Here is a 17,013-nt window from a genome sequence, read left to right as displayed (position 1 = left end):
TCGTCTCGAATCATTCGTCGCGTTTGGGGATGATCAGTTCACGGCTGCCGTTGGACGCCAGCGCGCCGACGAGGCCTGAGTTCTCCATCTGCTCCAGCAGCCGCGCGGCGCGGTTGTAGCCTATGCGCAGATGGCGCTGCACCAGCGAGATGGACGCCTTGCGATGTTGTAGGACGATGGCGACGGCTTGGTCGTACATGGGGTCTTGCTCACCGCTGGACTCACCCGGCGCCGGCGCCTCGCCGTCGAGGCCGTCGAGCACGCCGCCTTCCAGGATGCCTTCGATGTAGTTCGGTTCACCTTGGGACTTGATGTACTCCACAACGCGGTGGACCTCGTCGTCGCTGACAAAGGCGCCATGCACGCGGATGGGCAGGCCCGTGCCGGAGGGCATGTAGAGCATGTCGCCCATGCCCAGCAGCGCCTCGGCGCCCATCTGGTCGAGGATGGTGCGGCTGTCGATCTTGGAGCTGACCTGGAAGGACAGGCGCGTCGGGATGTTGGCCTTGATCAGGCCGGTGATGACGTCCACCGACGGACGCTGCGTGGCCAGGATCAGGTGGATGCCGGCCGCCCGCGCCTTCTGCGCCAGGCGGGCGATCAGCTCCTCGATCTTCTTGCCGACCACCATCATCAGGTCGGCCAGCTCGTCGATGACGACGACGATGAAGGGCAGGCGCTCCAGCGGTTCCGGGTCGTCGTTGTTCAGCGCGAACGGGTTGGGGATGCTGATACCGTTGGCCTTGGCCTCGTCGATCTTCTTGTTGTAGCCGGCCAGGTTGCGCACGCCCATCTTGGACATGAGCTTGTAGCGCCGCTCCATCTCGCCGACGCACCAGTTCAGCGCGTTGCCGGCCTGCTTCATGTCGGTCACGACGGGCGCCAGCAGGTGCGGGATGCCCTCGTAGACGCTCATCTCCAGCATCTTGGGGTCGATCAGGATGAGCCGCACGTCGCGCGCCTCGGCCTTGTAGAGCAGGCTGAGGATCATCGCGTTGATGCCCACGGACTTGCCCGAACCGGTCGTGCCGGCGACCAGGCAGTGCGGCATCTTGGCCAGATCCGCGACGATGGGCAGGCCCACGATGTCCTTGCCCAGACCCATCGTCAGCTGCGATGCGGCATCGGCGTAGACCTGCGAGCCCAGGATCTCGGACAGGCGGATGGTCTGGCGGCGCGCGTTGGGCAGCTCCAGCGCCATGTAGTTCTTGCCCGGGATGGTCTCGACGACGCGGATGGACACCAGGCTCAGCGAGCGCGCCAGGTCCTTGGCCAGGCCGACGATCTGCGAGCCCTTCACGCCGGTGGCCGGCTCGATCTCGTAGCGCGTGATGACCGGGCCAGGCGACGCCGCGACCACGTGCACCTCGACGCCGAAGTCGCGCAGCTTCTTCTCGATGAGGCGGCTGGTCATCTCCAGCGACTCGGGCGTCACCGTCTCCTGGCGGCCCGGCGCGGCGTCCAGCAGGTCGACCTGCGGCAGCTTGGCGTCGCCGGCATCGACAAACAGCGTCTGCTGGCGCTCCTTGGCGACGCGCGTGGACTGCGGCACCTCGACGATCGGTGCCTCGATGACCAGCGGCGCATGCTCGGCTTCGACCTGGCGCTCGATCTGGCGCTCGACCTCGACCTCCTGCTCGCGCTCCTTGACGGCCTGCTCGCCGGCCTTCTGGTCGGCCTTGATCTCGCGCTTTTCCAGGCGCTGATCGCGGAATTGCTCGATGCGCTCGCCGATGGACTCGGCCAGATGACCCCAGGAAAAACGCATGGCCCAGGCCATGCCGGTCAGCAGCAGCACGATCCAGACGACACCCGAGCCCGCAAAGCCCAGGCCCTTCATGCCCAGCGGCCCCAGCGTGTAGCCCAGCAGGCCACCGGCGTGGCCCGGCAGGCGGGGCTCGAGGGCGTAGAGGCGGCTCCACTCCAGCGCGCAGCTGGCGCCGATCAGCAGCAGCACACCGACCCACCAACGGGCCCGCTGGCTCCAGCGCGGCGCCGGAGCGACATCGTGGCGCAACAGGCCGGCCAGGCTGCGCAGCCAGGCGCGCAGCGTCAGCAGCGGCAGCCACCAGGCCGAAAAGCCGAACAGGAACAGCAGGCCGTCCGACAGCCAGGCACCGAAGCCGCCAACACGGTTGCCGACCAGCGCGCGTTGGCCACTGGTCGAGAAGGCCGCGTCGCGCAGGTCGTGCGTGGCCAGTGCCAGCACCAGCAAGGCCCACAGCAAGGCCGTCAAGGCCAGCCAAAGGGGCGTGCGCAGCAGCCGCGATGCGGCGGACGGCGGGGCGGCCTCGCGCTTGGGCGCCTGGCGGCGGGTGGGTTTGGCAGGGGCGGCGGCTTCGCTGGCGGCCGCGTCACCGCCCAGCAGGGAACCGAGGGGAAAACTCATCCCCGCATTGTCACCGTCAATCGTGGGTCAGTCGTTCCTTGATGACGACCGATCCGTTCTCAAGCGTTTCAATGACGCCGCGCTCCTCCAGGTCCTTCATGACCCGGCTGACCATCTCGCGCGATGCGCCCACGACCTTGGCCATGTCCTGGCGCGACACCTTGCCGCGGATCAGCTTGATGCCCTTCTCGTCCTCGGACATGTCCAGCAGCGTGCGCGCGACGCGACCGTAGACGTCCAGCAGCGCCAGCGACTCGATCTGGCGGTCGGCGTTGCGCAGTCGCGCGACCAGGCCGCGCAGGATGCCGTAGGACAGGCTGCTGCTCTCCGGCAGGCAGCGCGCGAACTCCAGCCGGCCCAGCACCAGCATGTCGGTCTGCACCTCGGCGCGGACCGTCGCCGAGTGCGGTTCGTTGTCGATCAGGCTCATCTCGCCGACGTAGTCGCCGGACTGCAGCACGGCCAGGATGACCTCGCGGCCGCGGTGGTCGGCCGTCAGCACGCGGGCGCGGCCGTTCAGCAGGATGAACAGCGCGTTGGACTTGGTGCCCTGCTCGACGATCAGTTCACCGCGCTTGAAGCGGCGCTTGACGACGCTGTCGGCAATGGACTGGGCCTGGTCGGTGGTCAGCATCGAGAACAGCGGAACGCGCCGGATCAGGTCCAGGTTGGAAATCATCGCCATATGCACTCTCCAGGTTTGGGGCCCCAGGCCGACGGCCAGAAAGACGCCTGCCTAAAATGGCGTGCATTGTGCACACGCGGCAAGCTTCGCCGCATCGGGTAAGGCCGGGGTTTTCACCCCTAAGTGCCAGCCGGACACCCTTGCGAGACACGCCACCGCCCTCACCTCTTCCGTCATGACCGCATCCATCCAACACCACGGCCTGCTCATCCTCGGCTCGGGCCCCGCCGGTTACACCGCCGCCATCTACGCTGCACGCGCTAATCTCAAGCCTACGCTGATTACCGGCATGGCCCAAGGGGGTCAGCTCATGACCACGACCGAGGTCGACAACTGGCCGGCCGACGTGATGGGCGTGCAAGGCCCCGAGCTGATGCAGCGATTTCTGCAACACGCCGAGCGTTTCCAGACACAGATCGTGTTCGACCACATCAACGCGGTCGACTTCTCCAAGCGCCCCTTCACGCTGACGGGCGACAGCGGCACCTACACCTGCGACGCACTGATCATCGCGACCGGCGCGTCGGCCAAATACCTGGGCCTGGAGTCTGAGCAGTCCTTCATGGGCCGCGGGGTCAGTGGTTGCGCGACCTGCGACGGCTTCTTCTACCGTGGCCAGGAAGTCTGCGTCGTCGGCGGCGGCAACACCGCTGTCGAGGAGGCGCTCTACCTGTCCAACATCGCCAGCACCGTCCACCTGATCCACCGCCGCGACAAGTTCCGCGCCGAGCCCATTCTGGTCGACAGGCTGATGGAGAAGGCAGCGGCCGGCAAGATCAAGCTGCACCTGTTCCAGCAGCTCGACGAAGTGCTGGGCGATGCCTCCGGCGTCACCGGCGTGCGCACCCACAACGTCAAGGACGACAGCAAGGCCGAGATCACCGTCCACGGCTGCTTCATCGCCATCGGCCACCAGCCCAACACCGACATCTTCAAGGGTCAGCTGGAGATGAAGGACGGCTACATCATCACGAAGAGCGGCCTGGCCGGCTTTGCGACGATGACCAGCGTGCCTGGCGTCTTCGCCGCCGGCGACGTGCAGGATCATGTCTACCGCCAGGCCATCACCAGTGCCGGCACGGGCTGCATGGCGGCACTGGACGCACAGCGCTTCCTCGAGCAAGAGAACGGCTGAGCGCCGACCTCACGGCGAGCCCCTTCCGATTTCAGGGGTTTACCGCTATACTCGCGGGCTTGCCTGCCGGATGGATCGCGCCTTGCCTTCGACTGTAATGGTCTGGGGTTGGGTTTAGCAGGCATTTGCGGTCAATGGGTTGCTGACGAACCGTTCGCAGCGACTGGTCAAGGTCATCAAACTGGAGAAGCGTCATGGCACGCGTCTGTCAAGTCACGGGCAAGAAGCCCATGGTCGGGAACAATGTTTCCCACGCCAACAACAAAACCAAGCGTCGGTTCCTGCCGAACCTGCAATACCGCCGTTTCTTCGTGGAATCGGAAAACCGCTGGATTCGCCTGCGCATCAGCAACGCCGCTCTGCGTTTGATCGACAAGGTCGGCATCGACCAGGTCATCGCCGACCTGCGCGCCAAGGGCGAGCTGTAAAGCGCGCCGTTCACTGACCTACTGAAGGAACAAGACCATGGCATCCAAAGGCGGCCGCGAAAAGATCAAGCTGGAGTCCACTGCGGGCACCGGCCACTTCTACACGACGAACAAGAACAAGAAGACCACGCCCGAAAAGCTGGAATTCATGAAGTTCGATCCGAAGGCACGCAAGCACGTGCTGTACAAGGAAATCAAGCTGAAGTGACGACGCGCGGCGCAAGCCGCGTCGACACTCGCAAAAAAACCCGCCAAGCGGCAACGCTGGCGGGTTTTGCTTTTGGGCGGAGACTTCAGCGAACGGCTTCCGCCACCTTCGGGTTGAACTCGTCCTTGAACCAGCGATCAATCATGCGCTTCTCGTAGCGCAGCGTGTCGCCGCTGGAATAGCTGTTGAAGCCGTCCTGGTAATTCATGTCGCGCAGGTTCACCTCGCCCTGACGAACGACCTTGCCGCCCTCGAGCACCTCGTAGTTCATGGCGATGGACGGCAGCGTGACGGTGCGCATCACGCGCAGCCATTCCACCCGGCGCCCGAAGGGCTCGACCTCACCGGCCAGGTTCACGTCGGTCACGTTGATTCGCACATCGCGGCCCGGCAGGTATTTGCCGGCCTGCTCCATCAGGTGGGCCTCGATGTCCTTCAACACTTCCTTCTGACGAAAGCCGTTGTTGTCCTTGATATCGGAGAACTTATCCGGCTCGACGAACTTGACTTGCACATCGGCGTGTGCCGCGCCAACCAAGGCCAGCAGGCCCAGAGCGATCCAGCGGTATTTCATGGCACGCCTCCTAATTCAGCGACTGCGTATGCCAAGTCTAGGCCAGACCAAGAAAAAGGGCGCCACGAAGGGCGCCCTTTACACCGCCGAAACCTCGCTCAGGCGTGAGCCGCGCGCAGGCGCATCGAGAAGGCTTGCAACTCAGCAATGCCGCTTTCCTCGGCGCGGCGGCACCAGGCCTGCAGGTCGGCCACCAGTTGCTCGGCCGACACATTCGTGCGGGTCCACATCTGGCGCAGCTCTTCGCGCATGGTCACCAGTTTGTCGATGACGGGGCTGGCAGCACGCACATGGGCCAGTTCACCGTGCACGGCGGCGGGGATGCGGTCCTCGTCGCGGTGCAGCCAGCGCTTGGCCAGCTTGAACTGCGTGAAACGCTCGCTGTGCTTGCCGCCTTCGGCCTGGGCCTTGGCCAGTTCGGCCGCGCAGGCGGCCTTCAGGTCACGGGCGTAGTTCGCCATGACCTCGTAGCGATTCGCGATCAGCGCCTCCAGCGTGCGGGCGTCAGCCGGCTTGATCTCGCCCAGGCTCAGCTTGGGCGCCGTCTTGCGGACCTTGGCCATGCCCAGCATTTCCAGGCCGCGGATGTACATCCAGCCGATGTCGAACTCGTAGGGCTTGACGGAGAACTTGGCCGACGTCGGATAGGTGTGGTGGTTGTTGTGCAGTTCTTCGCCACCCACGATCAGCGTCCAGGGCGTCAGGTTGGTCGAGGCGTCGGGCGCTTCGAAGTTGCGGTAGCCCCAGTAGTGACCGATGCCGTTGATGACGCCTGCCGCCCAGATCGGGATCCAGATCATCTGGATGGCCCAGATCGTCGCGCCGGCGGCGCCGAACAACGCCATGTTGATGATCAGCATCAACGCCACGCCCTGCCAGCTGTACTTGGTGTACAGGTTGCGCTCGATCCAGTCCTCGGGCGTGCCGCGGCTGTACTTGGCGATGGTCTCGGCGTTCTTCGCCTCGGCGCGGTACAGCTCGGCACCCTCGGCCAGCACCTTTTTCAGGCCGCGGGTCTGCGGGCTGTGGGGGTCTTCCTCGGTTTCGCACTTGGCGTGGTGCTTGCGGTGAATGGCGACCCATTCACGGGTGACCATGCCCGTCGTCAGCCAGAGCCAGAAGCGGAAGAAGTGGGACGGGATGGGGCCGAGATCCAGCGCGCGGTGAGCCTGGGCGCGATGCAGGAAGATCGTGACCGATGCGATCGTGATGTGGGTCACAACCAGCGTAAAGATCACCAATTGCCAGGCGCTGAAGCCCAGCAGGCCATCGGCCAACCAGTTCAGCAGCGCGTTCAGGATGTCGTTCATGCGTCCAGGACCTCGGCCACAGCGGCCATGCGAAGGAATCTCAATTGTAGAGTAGCGCCCCCAAAAACAAGGGGTTCGGTAGCCCACATTCGGGCGTCTGCGTGTGAATCGGCGCGGTTCTTGACGTCAATCAAGCCTTGCGCTCCCACGCGACGGCGAAAAAGCCGTCCGTGGCGTGGCGGTGCGGCCACAGGCGAAGTGCGCCGTTTTCCACGAGTTCGCTCGCTCGCGCGACCTGGGCCTTGTCCAGCGCCTCGTCCGCCGCTAGCGGCTGGAAGTCAGGATGGGCAGCAGCAAACTCGGCGGCGATGACTTCGTTCTCGGCGTCCAGCAGGCTGCAGGTCGCATACACCAGACGGCCACCAGGCTTCACCAGCCGAGCCGCGCTGGCCAGGATGGCGCGCTGCTTGTCCTGCAGTTCCGCCACGCCTTGAGGCGACTGGCGCCATTTCAGGTCCGGGTTGCGGCGCAGCGTGCCCAGGCCGGAACAGGGGGCATCCACTAGCACGCGGTCGATCTTGCCGGCCAGGCGCTTGATGCGGTCGTCGCGCTCATGCGCGATCTGGGCCGGGTAGACGTTGGACAGGCCGCTGCGCGCCAGGCGCGGCTTGAGCGCCGTCAGCCGGTGGCCGGAGACGTCGAACGCATAGAGCCTGCCGGTGTTGCGCATGGCCGCGCCCAGGGCCAGCGTCTTGCCGCCGGCGCCGGCGCAGAAGTCCACCACCATCTCGCCGCGCTTGGGCGCCAGCAGCAGGGCCAGCAGCTGGCTGCCCTCGTCCTGCACCTCGACACCACCGCTGGTGAAGATCTCCAGCTTGTTCAGTGCCGGCTTGCCCTCGATGCGCAGCCCCAGCGGCGAGTAAGGCGTCGGCACGGCGTCGATGCCCGCGGCCTTGAGTTGGGCCTGGGCGTCCTCGCGCTTCATCTTGAGCGCATTGACCCGCAGGTCCAGCGGGGCGGCCTCGTTCAGCGCGTTGGCGAGCTTCCAGAATTCGTCCTCGCCCAGTCGCGCCAGCAGCGGCTCGGCCAGCCACTCCGGCATGTTGTGGCGCATCTTGGACGCCAAGCTCATCGGGTCGATGGCCTGGACCTGCTCCAGCCACTGCTGCTCCTGGGGGCTGAGCGCTCCGCGCAGGAAGGCCGCATTGCCGCGCCAGGCGAGCATGGCCAGGCGGCGGTTCATGGGGCCGGTGCCGCTCTGGGCCAGGTTCTGGAACTTGATGCGCTCGCGCAGCAGCGCGTAGACGGTCTCGGCGAGGCTGGCGCGCTCGCGCTGGCCGAGGTTCTTGTGTTGACGGAAAAAGGCGGACACGGTGGCGTCGGCCGGGGCTTCGAGCTGGTTGACGACGGCGATCAGCTCGGCGCTCAGCTCCAGGAGGGCATTAGGATGCATCGGCCCATTATCCCAAGCCCTTTCCACCGCCCTGCATGAACCTCTGGACCCAGCTGCGGCTGCGACCCCGACTGCTGCTGGCCATCCTCGCTGGCAGCGCGCTCGCCGCGCTGTGGCCGGGCAACCTGCCGACGACGACGCGGCTGCTGCTGGACTGGGACTTCACGCTGTGGATCTACCTGCCGCTGGCGCTGTGGATGATGCTGGGCCGCACGGGGTCGGTGGACGTGCAACAGCGCGCCAAGGGGCTGGCGGAAGGGCTGCCGGTGATGCTGCTGCTGGCCGTCACCGGCGCGCTGGCCAGCTTTGGCGCCATCGCGCTGGAACTCAGCGCCGCCAAGCAAGCGCATGCAACCAGCGCGCCCACGCTGGCGTTCGCCATTGCCACCGTCTGCAGCTCCTGGCTGCTGCTGCCTGTCGAGTTCGGCATTGCCTACGCGAGCCTGTATCACGGCGGCGGCAAGGCCGCGCACGGACTGGAGTTCCCCGGCGACGACGAAGGGCCGCCGGACTACGGCGACTTCCTGTATTTCTCGATCACCGTCGCCGCGACGTCACAGACCTCGGACGTCGGCGTCAGCTCGCGGGCCATGCGCCGCCTCGTGCTCGCCCAGGCCCTGCTGGCCTTCGTTTTCAACACCGGCGTGCTGGCGCTGACGGTCAACATCCTGGCCGGGCTGATCAGCTGACGAACACCTGCTGCGCGGCGCCGTCCCGGTGGCGCACGACCTCGCCCTCCCACACCAGCGCGTCTTCCGCGAACCAGCGCACCGCCTGCGGGTAGATGCGGTGCTCGGCCGTCAGCACGCGGGCGGACAGCGTCTTCGCGTCATCACTCGGCAGCACCGGCACCACGCCCTGCATGACGATGGCGCCATGGTCCAGCTCGGCGGTCACGAAATGCACCGTCGCGCCGGCGAGCTTGCAGCCCATGGCCAGCGCGCGCTCATGCGTGTGCAGACCCGTGAAGGCCGGCAGCAGCGACGGGTGGATGTTCAGCATGCGGCGCGCATAACGGGCCGTGAAGCCGGGCGTCAGGATGCGCATGAAGCCGGCCAGGATGACCAAGTCGGGCAAGAAACCGTCGATGACGCGCGCCAGCTCGGCGTCGAAATCCTCGCGGCTGGCGTAGGCCTTGTGGTCGACGACGGCCGTGGCAATGCCGCGCTCGGCCGCAAAGGCCAGGCCACCGGCATCGGGCCGGTTGCTGATGACGGCGGCAATTTCGGCAGGCCAGCCCTCAGCGGCACAGGCCTTGACGATGGCCTCCATGTTGGAGCCACGCCCCGAAATCAGCACAACCAGTCTTTTCATGGGCCAGCAGTTTAGGTCTCTCAACCATGCCGACCGGCAGGCCGGCGGCCTTGGCCGACAATCCGCGCCCCATGTCCACTCCCGCCCTCACCCGCCCGCGCGTGCTTTCCGGCATGCGCCCGACCGGCGCCCTGCATCTCGGCCACTTCCACGGCGCCATCAAGAACTGGGTGCAGCTGCAGGACAGCCACGACTGCTTCTTTTTCGTCGCCGACTGGCATGCACTGACGACCTCCCACCCCGACCGCGACACGCTGAGCCGCCATGTCTACGACATGGTCACCGACTGGCTGGCCGCGGGCATCGACCCCGAGCGCTGCACGCTGTTCCTGCAAAGCCGCATGCCCGAGCATGCCGAGCTGTTCACGCTGCTGGCGATGTGCACGCCGTCCAGTTGGCTGGCTCGCATGCCCAGCTACAAGGACCAGGTCGCCGCCGACCCCGAGCTGGCGACTTATGGCTTCTTGGGCTACCCGCTGCTGCAGGCGGCCGACATCCTGCTCTACAAGCCGGCCGGCGTGCCGGTGGGCGAGGACCAGGCCGCCCACGTGGAAGTCACGCGCGAGGTGGGCCGCCGTTTCAACCGGCTGTACCAGCCAGTGTTCGTCGAACCCCAGGCGCTGCTGACGCAGACGTCGCGCGTGCCCGGCCTGGACGGCCAGAAGATGAGCAAGAGCGGGGACAACGCCATCGCCATGCGCGACGCGCCGGAGGCCACGGCCGCCAAGATCCGCACCATGCCGACCGACCCACAGCGCGTGCGCCGCACGGACGCCGGCGACCCGGCGCGTTGCCCCGTGTGGCCGCTGCACCAGATCTACACCGACGACGCGACGCGCGCCGCCTGCGACACCGGTTGCCGCACGGCCAGCATCGGCTGCCTGGACTGCAAGCAGCCGCTGATCGAGGCCATTCAGCGAGAGCAGGCGCCCTGGCGCGAGCGCGCCGCGGCGCTGGACCCGCAACAGGTGCAGTGGACGCTGGAGGTCGGCACCGAGCGCGCCCGCGCCGTCGCTCGCAAGACGCTGCGCGAGGTGCGCGCGGCGATGGGGCTGGTGGCTTGAGTTCCCTGATCCACGTCACCGACCTTGAGGCCGCCATCAACTGGTGGCGCGAGCGTTCGCCGTCGCCCGACGGCATCAGCGCCGCGCCCGAGGTGCGTGCGCTAGCCACAGCCTATGCGCTGCTCGCGTGGAACCGCGCGGCCGAGCTGGAGGTCGGCTCGCTGAGCGACAAGGCGCTCGATGCCTGGCTGGCCTGGTACACGACGACGCCGGACTCGCCCTGCATCGCCATCTGCTCCACGGCGCAGGGCGACCCGGTCTGCAAGGGCTGCGGCCGCACATTCGACGAAGTGCAGCACTGGCCGGCGCTCGACCCGTTCGAGAAGCGCGTCGTCTGGCACCGCATCACGCACGAGGGCACGGCGTGGCGCTTCAATCGCTACGCGGAGCGTGCCACCCGATGAGCCGCATCCGATTCGTCGACAGCGTCCGCCGCCTCGTCCCGCTGGCCTGGCCCGTCCTTGTCGGCCAGATCGCCGTGATGATGTTCAGCACCATCGACACGCTGATGATGGGCCGCGTCAGCCCCGAGGACCTGGCCGCGCTGGCGGTGGGCTCGGCGGCCTATGTATCGATCTTCGTCGGCCTGATGGGCGTCATCCTCGCGGTCGGGCCGATCGCCGGTCGACAATTCGGCGCCCAGGACCTGGCCGGCGCCGGCAGCAGCTTCGTGCAAGCGCAGTGGCTGTCTCTGCTGCTGTGCATCCCGGGCTGCCTGGCCCTGTGGTTCCCCGACCCGTTCACGGCGCTGGCCCAGCTCGATGCCGCCCAGGCGGACAAGGTGCGGGCCTACACGCGGCCCGAGGCCTTCGCGCTGCCGGCTGCCCTGCTCTTCACCGCCTTCCGCGGCTTCTCGACGGCCGTCAGCCGGCCCAAGGCCGTCATGGCGATGCAGCTGACCGGACTGGCCGCCAAGGTGCCGCTGAACGCCGTCCTCGTCTTCGGCTGGGGGCCGATCCCGGCGATGGGCGTGGCGGGCTGCGGCTGGGCGACGGCCATTGCGTTGATCGGCCAGGCCGGTGTCGCCATGCTGCTGCTCAGGCGCGACGGCTTCTACCTGCCGTTCAAGATCCCGCACCTGTGGCAGACACGGCCGCATTGGGGCGAGCTGGCAGCGCTCGTGAAGCTGGGGCTGCCGATGGGCGGGTCCATCCTCGTCGAGGTGACGGGCTTCACCTTCATGGCCTTCTTCATCGCGCGGCTCGGTGCGACGCCGGTGGCCGGCCACCAGATCGCCGTCAATCTCGTCGCGATGATGTTCATGATCGCGCTCGCGCTGGCCACCGCTGCCGGGACGCTGGTCGCCCAGCATCTCGGCGCGGCCCAGAAACACGAGGCACGCATCGTCGGCCGGCATGCGATGACGCTGGCCGCGCTGACCGCGGCTGGCGTCGGCGCCGTCGTCGCGCTCGCGCGCGAGCCCATCGTCGCCCTCTACACCTCGAACGCATCGACGGCGGCGGCCGCGCTGCCGCTGCTGGTGTGGGTGTGGTTCTTCCATCTCGGCGACGCGTTGCAGACCGTGGCCGCCTATGTGTTGCGTGCCTACCAGGTCGCGACGCTGCCCATGATCATCTACGTCGTCGCGCTGTGGGGTCTGGGCATAGGCGGCGGCTATGTGCTCGCCTTCGGCGCCCATGGCGGGGGCGCCGTGGGCTTTTGGCAAGCTGCCACGGCCGGGCTGATCGCCGCCGCGCTGCTGCTCAGCCTGCTGCTGCGGCGTGTGTTCGACCAGAACCGCTAGGGCCTGCTGACGCTACGGCAATGGGCCCTACCGCGAGCTCGGCAGGAACAGCACGAAGCGACTGCCGCCACCGTCACGCGGCAGGCAGCGCACGCTGCCGCCATGGCGCTCGGCGATCTGCTTGACCAGGCTCAGGCCCAGGCCCACGCCGCCCGCCATCTCGGCGTGCCCGGGCAGGCGGTAGAAGGGTTCGAAGATGCGCTCCCGCATCTCGGCCGGCACGCCGGGGCCGCGGTCGGCGACGATGAATTCATAACCACCGGCAACCGGGCGCAATGCCAGCTCCACGTCGGGCCCGCCGTAGCGGCGCGCGTTGTCCAGCAGGTTGCGCAGCGCGCGGCGCAGCAGCCGCTCCTGGCCATCGACCAGGGCCGAGTCGGCCTCCGGCTCGAACGCGGCCTCGGCCCGTGCGGCCTCCTCGGCTCCCAAGGCCAGCAGCTCGACGGCATGCGTTTCGCCGACCACGCTGCCGGCCTCCAGCCGGCTGGCCAGCAACACCTCTTCGACGAGGGCGTCCAGCTCGGCGATGTTGACGTCGATCTCGTGCGCCAGGCGCTCGCGCTGCACCGGCGCCGCGTCGTCCAGCATCGCGAACGCCATCTTCAAGCGTGCCAGCGGCGAGCGCAGCTCGTGGCTGGCATTGGCCAGCAGCGTCTGGTGCGAGCGCAGCAGTGTCTCGATGCGGTCGGCCGCCTGGTTGAAGCTGGTCGCCAGCGCCGCCACCTCGTCGCTGCCGCTGGCATCGACGCGGTGCGCGAGCTGGCCGGAGCCGAACTGCTCGACGCCGCGCTTCAGCGCCTCCAGCCGGCGCGTCAGGCGACGCACGACCGGGTAGGCCCCGACGGCGACGCCGATGAAGAGCAGCACCAGCACGACAGCCAGCGTCGACACCGCGGGCGCGCCCGGCGACACGGGACGGTGCAGCCAGGGGCCGGTCCAGGGGCCTTCGTCCGCGCGCTGCGGGCGAGCACCCGGGCCGCCCGGGCCACCGGGACCGGACGCACCAGCCTGCGGACCGGGCGGACGCACGCTGCGCACCATCTCCAGGCTGCGGCCATCGCCCAGGCTGGCGTTGACGATGATGGCGCCGGGGTCGTCCACGCGGCGCTGGTACATCTGTGTCGTCGCGATGCGCTTGCCATTGGCATCCTCCAGTGCGATGGGCATGCGCAGGCGCTGGCCCCAGTCGGCGAAGACGGCGGCCTGCTCCTCGCGCGGCGCCGTCACCGGCGGCAGCGCCAGCTTGAGCAACCCGGCCATCGCGTTCAACCGCTCGCCGGCCGCCAGCTCGACGTTGCCACGCTCCTGCTCGATGTGGCGCTGGAACAGCCAGGCCGAGCCGAAGGCAAACGCCAGCAGCAGCGCCACCAGCGTCAGGTAGATGCGAACGTAGAGCGATTTCAATTCAGTGATCCACGTCCATGGCATTCGCCGGCCGAGCGCCGGGCCGCTCCCAAGCCAGCCCGCACGGGCGATGTGGTTGCGGGTTGATCCGGCAAGCATCGCCGTCCCCGTGGGGAACCGACCAAGGCACTCCTTGGGCGAGGGGCATCATTCAGGCCGCGTCGGCGTCGGCGTCCTGCTTGCGGGCAAAGACATAACCGGCACCGCGCACCGTCAGCACCCGGCGCGGGTTCTTCGCATCGTCCTCGATGACGGCGCGGATGCGCGAGATGTGCACGTCGATGGAGCGGTCGAAGGCCTCCAGCGGATGCCCCTTCAGCGCGTCCATGATCTGGTCACGGCTCAGCACGCGGCCGGGGCTTTGCGCCAGCACGACCAGCAGGTCGAACTGGTGGCTGGTCAGGTCGCAGATCTTGCCGTCCAGCCGCGCCACGCGGGCCGCGAGGTCGATCTCCAGGCGTCCGAAACGCAGCACCTCGTCGCCGTCCAGCTTGGGCTCCAGCCGGCGCAGCAAGGCCTTGATGCGAGCCTGCAGCTCGCGCGGCTCGAAGGGCTTGGCGAGGTAGTCATCGGCGCCCAGCTCCAGGCCCAGGATGCGGTCCATGGGCTCGCCGCGGGCTGACAGCATCAGCACCGGCTGGTGGCGCCAGCGCGGGTCGCCCCGCAGCCAGCGGCAGAAGTCCAGGCCATCGCCATCGGGCAGCATCAGGTCCAGCACCAGCAGCTCGAAGCGGCTGTGTGCCAGCGCCTCGCGCGCCTGGGCCAGGTTGCCGGCCGTGCTGACCTCGAAGCCGGCGGCTCGCAGGTAGTCGCCCACCATGCCGGTCAGGCGGGCGTCGTCGTCGATCAACAGCAGGCGGGCACTACTCATCAAGGGCGCGAGCGAAGAAAACAAGGGCCGGCGCGCATCGGCGCCGGAGGAGCGGGGCTCAAGCATCGCAGAACTCCTCGCCTCGGCCAATCAGCCGGCCTTGTGGCCAGCGTGGCGGGCCTGGCGCTTCTTCATGACCTCGGCGATCTTGGTGCGCTGCTCGGGCGTCAGCACGCGGGCCGCGTCGATGCTGGCCTGGCTCAGGCGCTTGGAGGCCACCTCATGCTGGGCGCTGATCTGCGCGCGCGTGGCCTCGATGGCGGCGGCGTCGATGTTGGTGGCCGTGTACAGCGTGGCCATCTGCTGATGCAACTTTATGCCGGCCTCGCGCTGGCCGGACAAGTCCTGGCGCGCGGCCTTGAAGATGGCTTCGATCTGGCTGCGCTGGGCATCCGTCGCGTTGACCAGGTCGAGCACATGCTCGAGGTGGCCGCCGAACAGGCCGCCGGGGGCCATCATGGCCGGGCCACCGCGGTGATGACCACCAGGGCCGCCGGGCTGGGCCTGGGCGGCAACACCACCGAGGGCGAGGGCCGCAGCCACCGCACCGACACGCAACAGGTTGTGGATCTGGAAGGACTTCATCAGAGGTCTCCTGGAAGAAGAGTGAGTGAGGTCATCTTCCAGGCGGCCTGTGTGGCATCTTTGGGGGTGGCGTAAAGAACTGTGTCCCGTTGTCGTCGCCAGCCTTACACGCACCCGACTTGAAGCGGCGCCAGGCCGCCCCAAGGCATCACTTGATGGGCTTGAAGCGCATGCGCTTCGGGCGCGCGCCTTCCTCGCCCAGGCGCTTCTTCTTGTCGGCCTCGTACTCGTGGAAGTTGCCGTCGAAGAAGAACCACTGCGAGTTGCCTTCGCAGGCCAGGATGTGCGTGCAGATGCGGTCCAGGAACCAGCGGTCATGGCTGATGACCATGGCCGAGCCGGCGAACTCCAGCAGTGCTTCTTCCAGGGCGCGCAGCGTTTCGACGTCCAGGTCGTTGGACGGTTCGTCCAGCATCAGCACGTTGCCGCCCTGCGCCAGGGTCTTGGCCAGGTGCAGGCGGCCGCGTTCACCGCCGGACAGCGCGCCGACGAGTTTCTGCTGGTCGTTGCCCTTGAAGTTGAAGCGGCCCAGGTAGGCGCGGCTGGGCATGATGAACTTGCCGACGATGATGTTGTCCAGGCCGCCGGAGACGTCCTGCCACACGGTCTTGTCGGCTTCCATGCTCTCGCGGCTCTGGTCGACAAAGGCCATCTTGGCCGTCTTGCCGATCTTGACCGTGCCCGAGTCCGGCTGCTCCACGCCCTGCAGCATGCGGAACAGCGTCGACTTGCCGGCGCCGTTGGGGCCGATGATGCCGACGATGGCGCCAGCCGGCACCTTGAACGACAGGTTGTCGATCAGCACGCGGTCGCCAAAGCTCTTGCTGACGTTCTCGAACTCGATGACTTCATTGCCCAGGCGCTCGGCCACGGGGATGAAGATTTCGTTGGTCACGTTGCGCTGCTGGTATTCGACGTCCGACAGTTCCTCGAAGCGGGCCAGGCGCGCCTTGCTCTTGGCCTGGCGGCCCTTCGCGTTGGAGCGAACCCACTTCAGTTCCTCCTTCATCGCCTTCATGCGCGCGTCTTCGGACTTCTGCTCGGTCTCCAGGCGCTTTTCCTTCTGGTCCAGCCAGTCGGAGTAGTTGCCCTTCCATGGGATGCCGTGGCCGCGGTCGAGTTCAAGAATCCACTCGGCCGCGTTGTCCAGGAAGTAGCGATCGTGGGTGATGGCCACCACGGTGCCAGGGAAGCGCTGCAGGAACTGCTCCAGCCACTCGACACTTTCAGCGTCCAGGTGGTTGGTGGGCTCGTCCAGCAGCAGCATGTCAGGCTTGGACAGCAGCAGGCGGCACAGCGCCACGCGGCGCTTCTCGCCGCCGGACAGCACGCCGATGACGGCGTCCCACGGCGGCAGGTTCAGCGCGTCGGCGGCCAGTTCCAGCTGCAGGTCGGTGTTCTCGGAGCCGGCGGCGGCAATGATGGCTTCCAGCTCGCCCTGCTCGGCGGCCAGCGCGTCGAAGTCGGCGTCCGGCTCGGCGTAGGCCGCGTAGACCTCGTCCAGGCGCTTCTTGGCGGCCAGCACGCCGCCGATGCCCTCTTCCACGGCCTCGCGCACGGTCTGCTCGGGGTTCAGGCGCGGCTCCTGCTCCAGGTAGCCGATCTTGATGCCGGGCATCGGGATGGCTTCGCCCTCGTACTCCTTGTCGACGCCGGCCATGATCTTCAGGATGGTCGACTTGCCCGAGCCGTTCACGCCCAGCACGCCGATCTTGGCGCCGGGGAAGAAGCTCAGCGAGATGTCCTTGAGGATGTGGCGCTTGGGGGGAACCGTCTTGTTGACGCGGTTCATCGAGAAAACGTACTGGGCCATGGACCTGCTCCGGACAAAAACAACGCAGGCCCCGAAACGGCTCGGGGCCTGCGGATCAAAAGGGTTGCCGTGATTGTCGCCGATGCGGGGCCGGCC

The 17,013-nt window shown here is 67.5% G+C and carries 17 protein-coding genes; 7 read left to right on the top strand and 10 right to left on the bottom strand.

The genetic code is table 11. From position 1 onward, the window contains the following. Positions 1 to 10: 10 nt before the first annotated feature. Complete coding sequence (locus AC1D29_RS04450) at positions 11 to 2,389, bottom strand: DNA translocase FtsK (RefSeq protein ID WP_477894690.1); 2,379 nt, start codon at positions 2,387 to 2,389, stop codon at positions 11 to 13. Positions 2,390 to 2,405: 16 nt separating this feature from the next. Further along, on the bottom strand, positions 2,406 to 3,074 hold the full coding sequence (locus tag AC1D29_RS04445; protein ID WP_056196243.1) for a Crp/Fnr family transcriptional regulator: 669 nt from the start codon (positions 3,072 to 3,074) through the stop codon (positions 2,406 to 2,408). 175 nt (positions 3,075 to 3,249) lie between these two features. Between AC1D29_RS04445 and trxB the strand changes: the two genes are divergently transcribed. The 3 genes from trxB to rpmG all read left to right on the top strand — a co-directional run bounded on the left by trxB (position 3,250) and on the right by rpmG (position 4,845). Continuing rightward, positions 3,250 to 4,209: a thioredoxin-disulfide reductase gene (gene trxB / locus AC1D29_RS04440; RefSeq protein ID WP_477894689.1), complete on the top strand. Its 960-nt coding sequence runs from the start codon at positions 3,250 to 3,252 to the stop codon at positions 4,207 to 4,209. A gap of 194 nt (positions 4,210 to 4,403) precedes the next feature. Beyond that, entirely contained in the window at positions 4,404 to 4,637 is a 234-nt protein-coding gene (gene rpmB / locus AC1D29_RS04435) for a 50S ribosomal protein L28 (RefSeq protein WP_477894688.1), read from the top strand. Positions 4,638 to 4,674: 37 nt separating this feature from the next. Continuing rightward, positions 4,675 to 4,845 (top strand): 50S ribosomal protein L33, encoded by a 171-nt coding sequence (rpmG, locus tag AC1D29_RS04430; protein WP_025564431.1) that lies wholly within the window; start codon positions 4,675 to 4,677, stop codon positions 4,843 to 4,845. A gap of 85 nt (positions 4,846 to 4,930) precedes the next feature. Here the strand turns inward: rpmG and AC1D29_RS04425 are convergent, their stop codons facing one another. The 3 genes from AC1D29_RS04425 to AC1D29_RS04415 all read right to left on the bottom strand — a co-directional run bounded on the left by AC1D29_RS04425 (position 4,931) and on the right by AC1D29_RS04415 (position 8,122). Continuing rightward, entirely contained in the window at positions 4,931 to 5,419 is a 489-nt protein-coding gene (locus tag AC1D29_RS04425; RefSeq protein WP_477894687.1) for a DUF3016 domain-containing protein, read from the bottom strand. A 98-nt stretch (positions 5,420 to 5,517) separates the two neighbouring features. Then, on the bottom strand, positions 5,518 to 6,729 hold the full coding sequence (locus AC1D29_RS04420) for a DesA family fatty acid desaturase (protein WP_477894686.1): 1,212 nt from the start codon (positions 6,727 to 6,729) through the stop codon (positions 5,518 to 5,520). Between the two features lie 130 nt (positions 6,730 to 6,859). Then, positions 6,860 to 8,122: an RsmB/NOP family class I SAM-dependent RNA methyltransferase gene (locus AC1D29_RS04415; RefSeq protein ID WP_477894685.1), complete on the bottom strand. Its 1,263-nt coding sequence runs from the start codon at positions 8,120 to 8,122 to the stop codon at positions 6,860 to 6,862. 35 nt (positions 8,123 to 8,157) lie between these two features. On the opposite strand from AC1D29_RS04415, the gene AC1D29_RS04410 reads away from it, so the two are divergent. Continuing rightward, on the top strand, positions 8,158 to 8,811 hold the full coding sequence (locus tag AC1D29_RS04410; RefSeq protein WP_477894684.1) for a DUF1345 domain-containing protein: 654 nt from the start codon (positions 8,158 to 8,160) through the stop codon (positions 8,809 to 8,811). Here the strand turns inward: AC1D29_RS04410 and purN are convergent. Next, positions 8,804 to 9,436, bottom strand: a complete 633-nt coding sequence (gene purN / locus AC1D29_RS04405; RefSeq protein WP_477894683.1) for a phosphoribosylglycinamide formyltransferase — start codon at positions 9,434 to 9,436, stop codon at positions 8,804 to 8,806. The two genes, AC1D29_RS04410 and purN, sit on opposite strands and share 8 nt — an antisense overlap. Positions 9,437 to 9,507: 71 nt before the next feature. Between purN and trpS the strand changes: the two genes are divergently transcribed. Genes trpS through AC1D29_RS04390 form a run of 3 tightly spaced genes read left to right on the top strand, consistent with a single transcriptional unit; the run spans position 9,508 to position 12,244 of the window. Continuing rightward, on the top strand, positions 9,508 to 10,500 hold the full coding sequence (trpS, locus tag AC1D29_RS04400; RefSeq protein WP_477894682.1) for a tryptophan--tRNA ligase: 993 nt from the start codon (positions 9,508 to 9,510) through the stop codon (positions 10,498 to 10,500). Then, on the top strand, positions 10,497 to 10,904 hold the full coding sequence (locus AC1D29_RS04395; RefSeq protein ID WP_477894681.1) for a DUF3717 domain-containing protein: 408 nt from the start codon (positions 10,497 to 10,499) through the stop codon (positions 10,902 to 10,904). Before trpS ends, AC1D29_RS04395 begins: the two co-directional genes overlap by 4 nt. Beyond that, positions 10,901 to 12,244: an MATE family efflux transporter gene (locus AC1D29_RS04390; protein WP_477894680.1), complete on the top strand. Its 1,344-nt coding sequence runs from the start codon at positions 10,901 to 10,903 to the stop codon at positions 12,242 to 12,244. Before AC1D29_RS04395 ends, AC1D29_RS04390 begins: the two co-directional genes overlap by 4 nt. A 27-nt stretch (positions 12,245 to 12,271) precedes the next feature. On the opposite strand, the gene AC1D29_RS04385 is transcribed toward AC1D29_RS04390, so the two are convergent. From AC1D29_RS04385 to ettA, 4 genes are all read right to left on the bottom strand, one after another. Further along, positions 12,272 to 13,648, bottom strand: a complete 1,377-nt coding sequence (locus AC1D29_RS04385; RefSeq protein ID WP_477894679.1) for a HAMP domain-containing sensor histidine kinase — start codon at positions 13,646 to 13,648, stop codon at positions 12,272 to 12,274. Positions 13,649 to 13,799: 151 nt separating this feature from the next. Then, on the bottom strand, positions 13,800 to 14,519 hold the full coding sequence (locus AC1D29_RS04380; RefSeq protein ID WP_477894678.1) for a response regulator: 720 nt from the start codon (positions 14,517 to 14,519) through the stop codon (positions 13,800 to 13,802). A gap of 90 nt (positions 14,520 to 14,609) precedes the next feature. Beyond that, positions 14,610 to 15,104 (bottom strand): Spy/CpxP family protein refolding chaperone, encoded by a 495-nt coding sequence (locus AC1D29_RS04375; protein WP_477894677.1) that lies wholly within the window; start codon positions 15,102 to 15,104, stop codon positions 14,610 to 14,612. A 148-nt stretch (positions 15,105 to 15,252) separates the two neighbouring features. Further along, positions 15,253 to 16,917, bottom strand: a complete 1,665-nt coding sequence (gene ettA, locus AC1D29_RS04370) for an energy-dependent translational throttle protein EttA (protein WP_477894676.1) — start codon at positions 16,915 to 16,917, stop codon at positions 15,253 to 15,255. Between the last annotated feature and the right edge of the window lie 96 nt (positions 16,918 to 17,013).

The sequence above is a fragment of the Roseateles sp. P1_C6 genome, assembly GCF_056406315.1.
Note: the sequence above shows the minus strand (reverse complement) of the source record. Positions and strands in the feature narration are given on the sequence as shown.

Coding starts and splice junctions, on each gene's coding strand:
- AC1D29_RS04450 (WP_477894690.1), bottom strand. CDS start 2,389: ATGAGTTTTCCCCTCGGTTCCCTGCTGGGCGGTGACGCGGCCGCCAGC.
- AC1D29_RS04410 (WP_477894684.1), top strand. CDS start 8,158: ATGAACCTCTGGACCCAGCTGCGGCTGCGACCCCGACTGCTGCTGGCC.
- rpmB (WP_477894688.1), top strand. CDS start 4,404: ATGGCACGCGTCTGTCAAGTCACGGGCAAGAAGCCCATGGTCGGGAAC.
- AC1D29_RS04390 (WP_477894680.1), top strand. CDS start 10,901: ATGAGCCGCATCCGATTCGTCGACAGCGTCCGCCGCCTCGTCCCGCTG.
- AC1D29_RS04445 (WP_056196243.1), bottom strand. CDS start 3,074: ATGGCGATGATTTCCAACCTGGACCTGATCCGGCGCGTTCCGCTGTTC.
- AC1D29_RS04375 (WP_477894677.1), bottom strand. CDS start 15,104: ATGAAGTCCTTCCAGATCCACAACCTGTTGCGTGTCGGTGCGGTGGCT.
- purN (WP_477894683.1), bottom strand. CDS start 9,436: ATGAAAAGACTGGTTGTGCTGATTTCGGGGCGTGGCTCCAACATGGAG.
- AC1D29_RS04380 (WP_477894678.1), bottom strand. CDS start 14,519: ATGAGTAGTGCCCGCCTGCTGTTGATCGACGACGACGCCCGCCTGACC.
- AC1D29_RS04425 (WP_477894687.1), bottom strand. CDS start 5,419: ATGAAATACCGCTGGATCGCTCTGGGCCTGCTGGCCTTGGTTGGCGCG.
- trxB (WP_477894689.1), top strand. CDS start 3,250: ATGACCGCATCCATCCAACACCACGGCCTGCTCATCCTCGGCTCGGGC.
- trpS (WP_477894682.1), top strand. CDS start 9,508: ATGTCCACTCCCGCCCTCACCCGCCCGCGCGTGCTTTCCGGCATGCGC.
- AC1D29_RS04415 (WP_477894685.1), bottom strand. CDS start 8,122: ATGCATCCTAATGCCCTCCTGGAGCTGAGCGCCGAGCTGATCGCCGTC.
- AC1D29_RS04420 (WP_477894686.1), bottom strand. CDS start 6,729: ATGAACGACATCCTGAACGCGCTGCTGAACTGGTTGGCCGATGGCCTG.
- rpmG (WP_025564431.1), top strand. CDS start 4,675: ATGGCATCCAAAGGCGGCCGCGAAAAGATCAAGCTGGAGTCCACTGCG.
- ettA (WP_477894676.1), bottom strand. CDS start 16,917: ATGGCCCAGTACGTTTTCTCGATGAACCGCGTCAACAAGACGGTTCCC.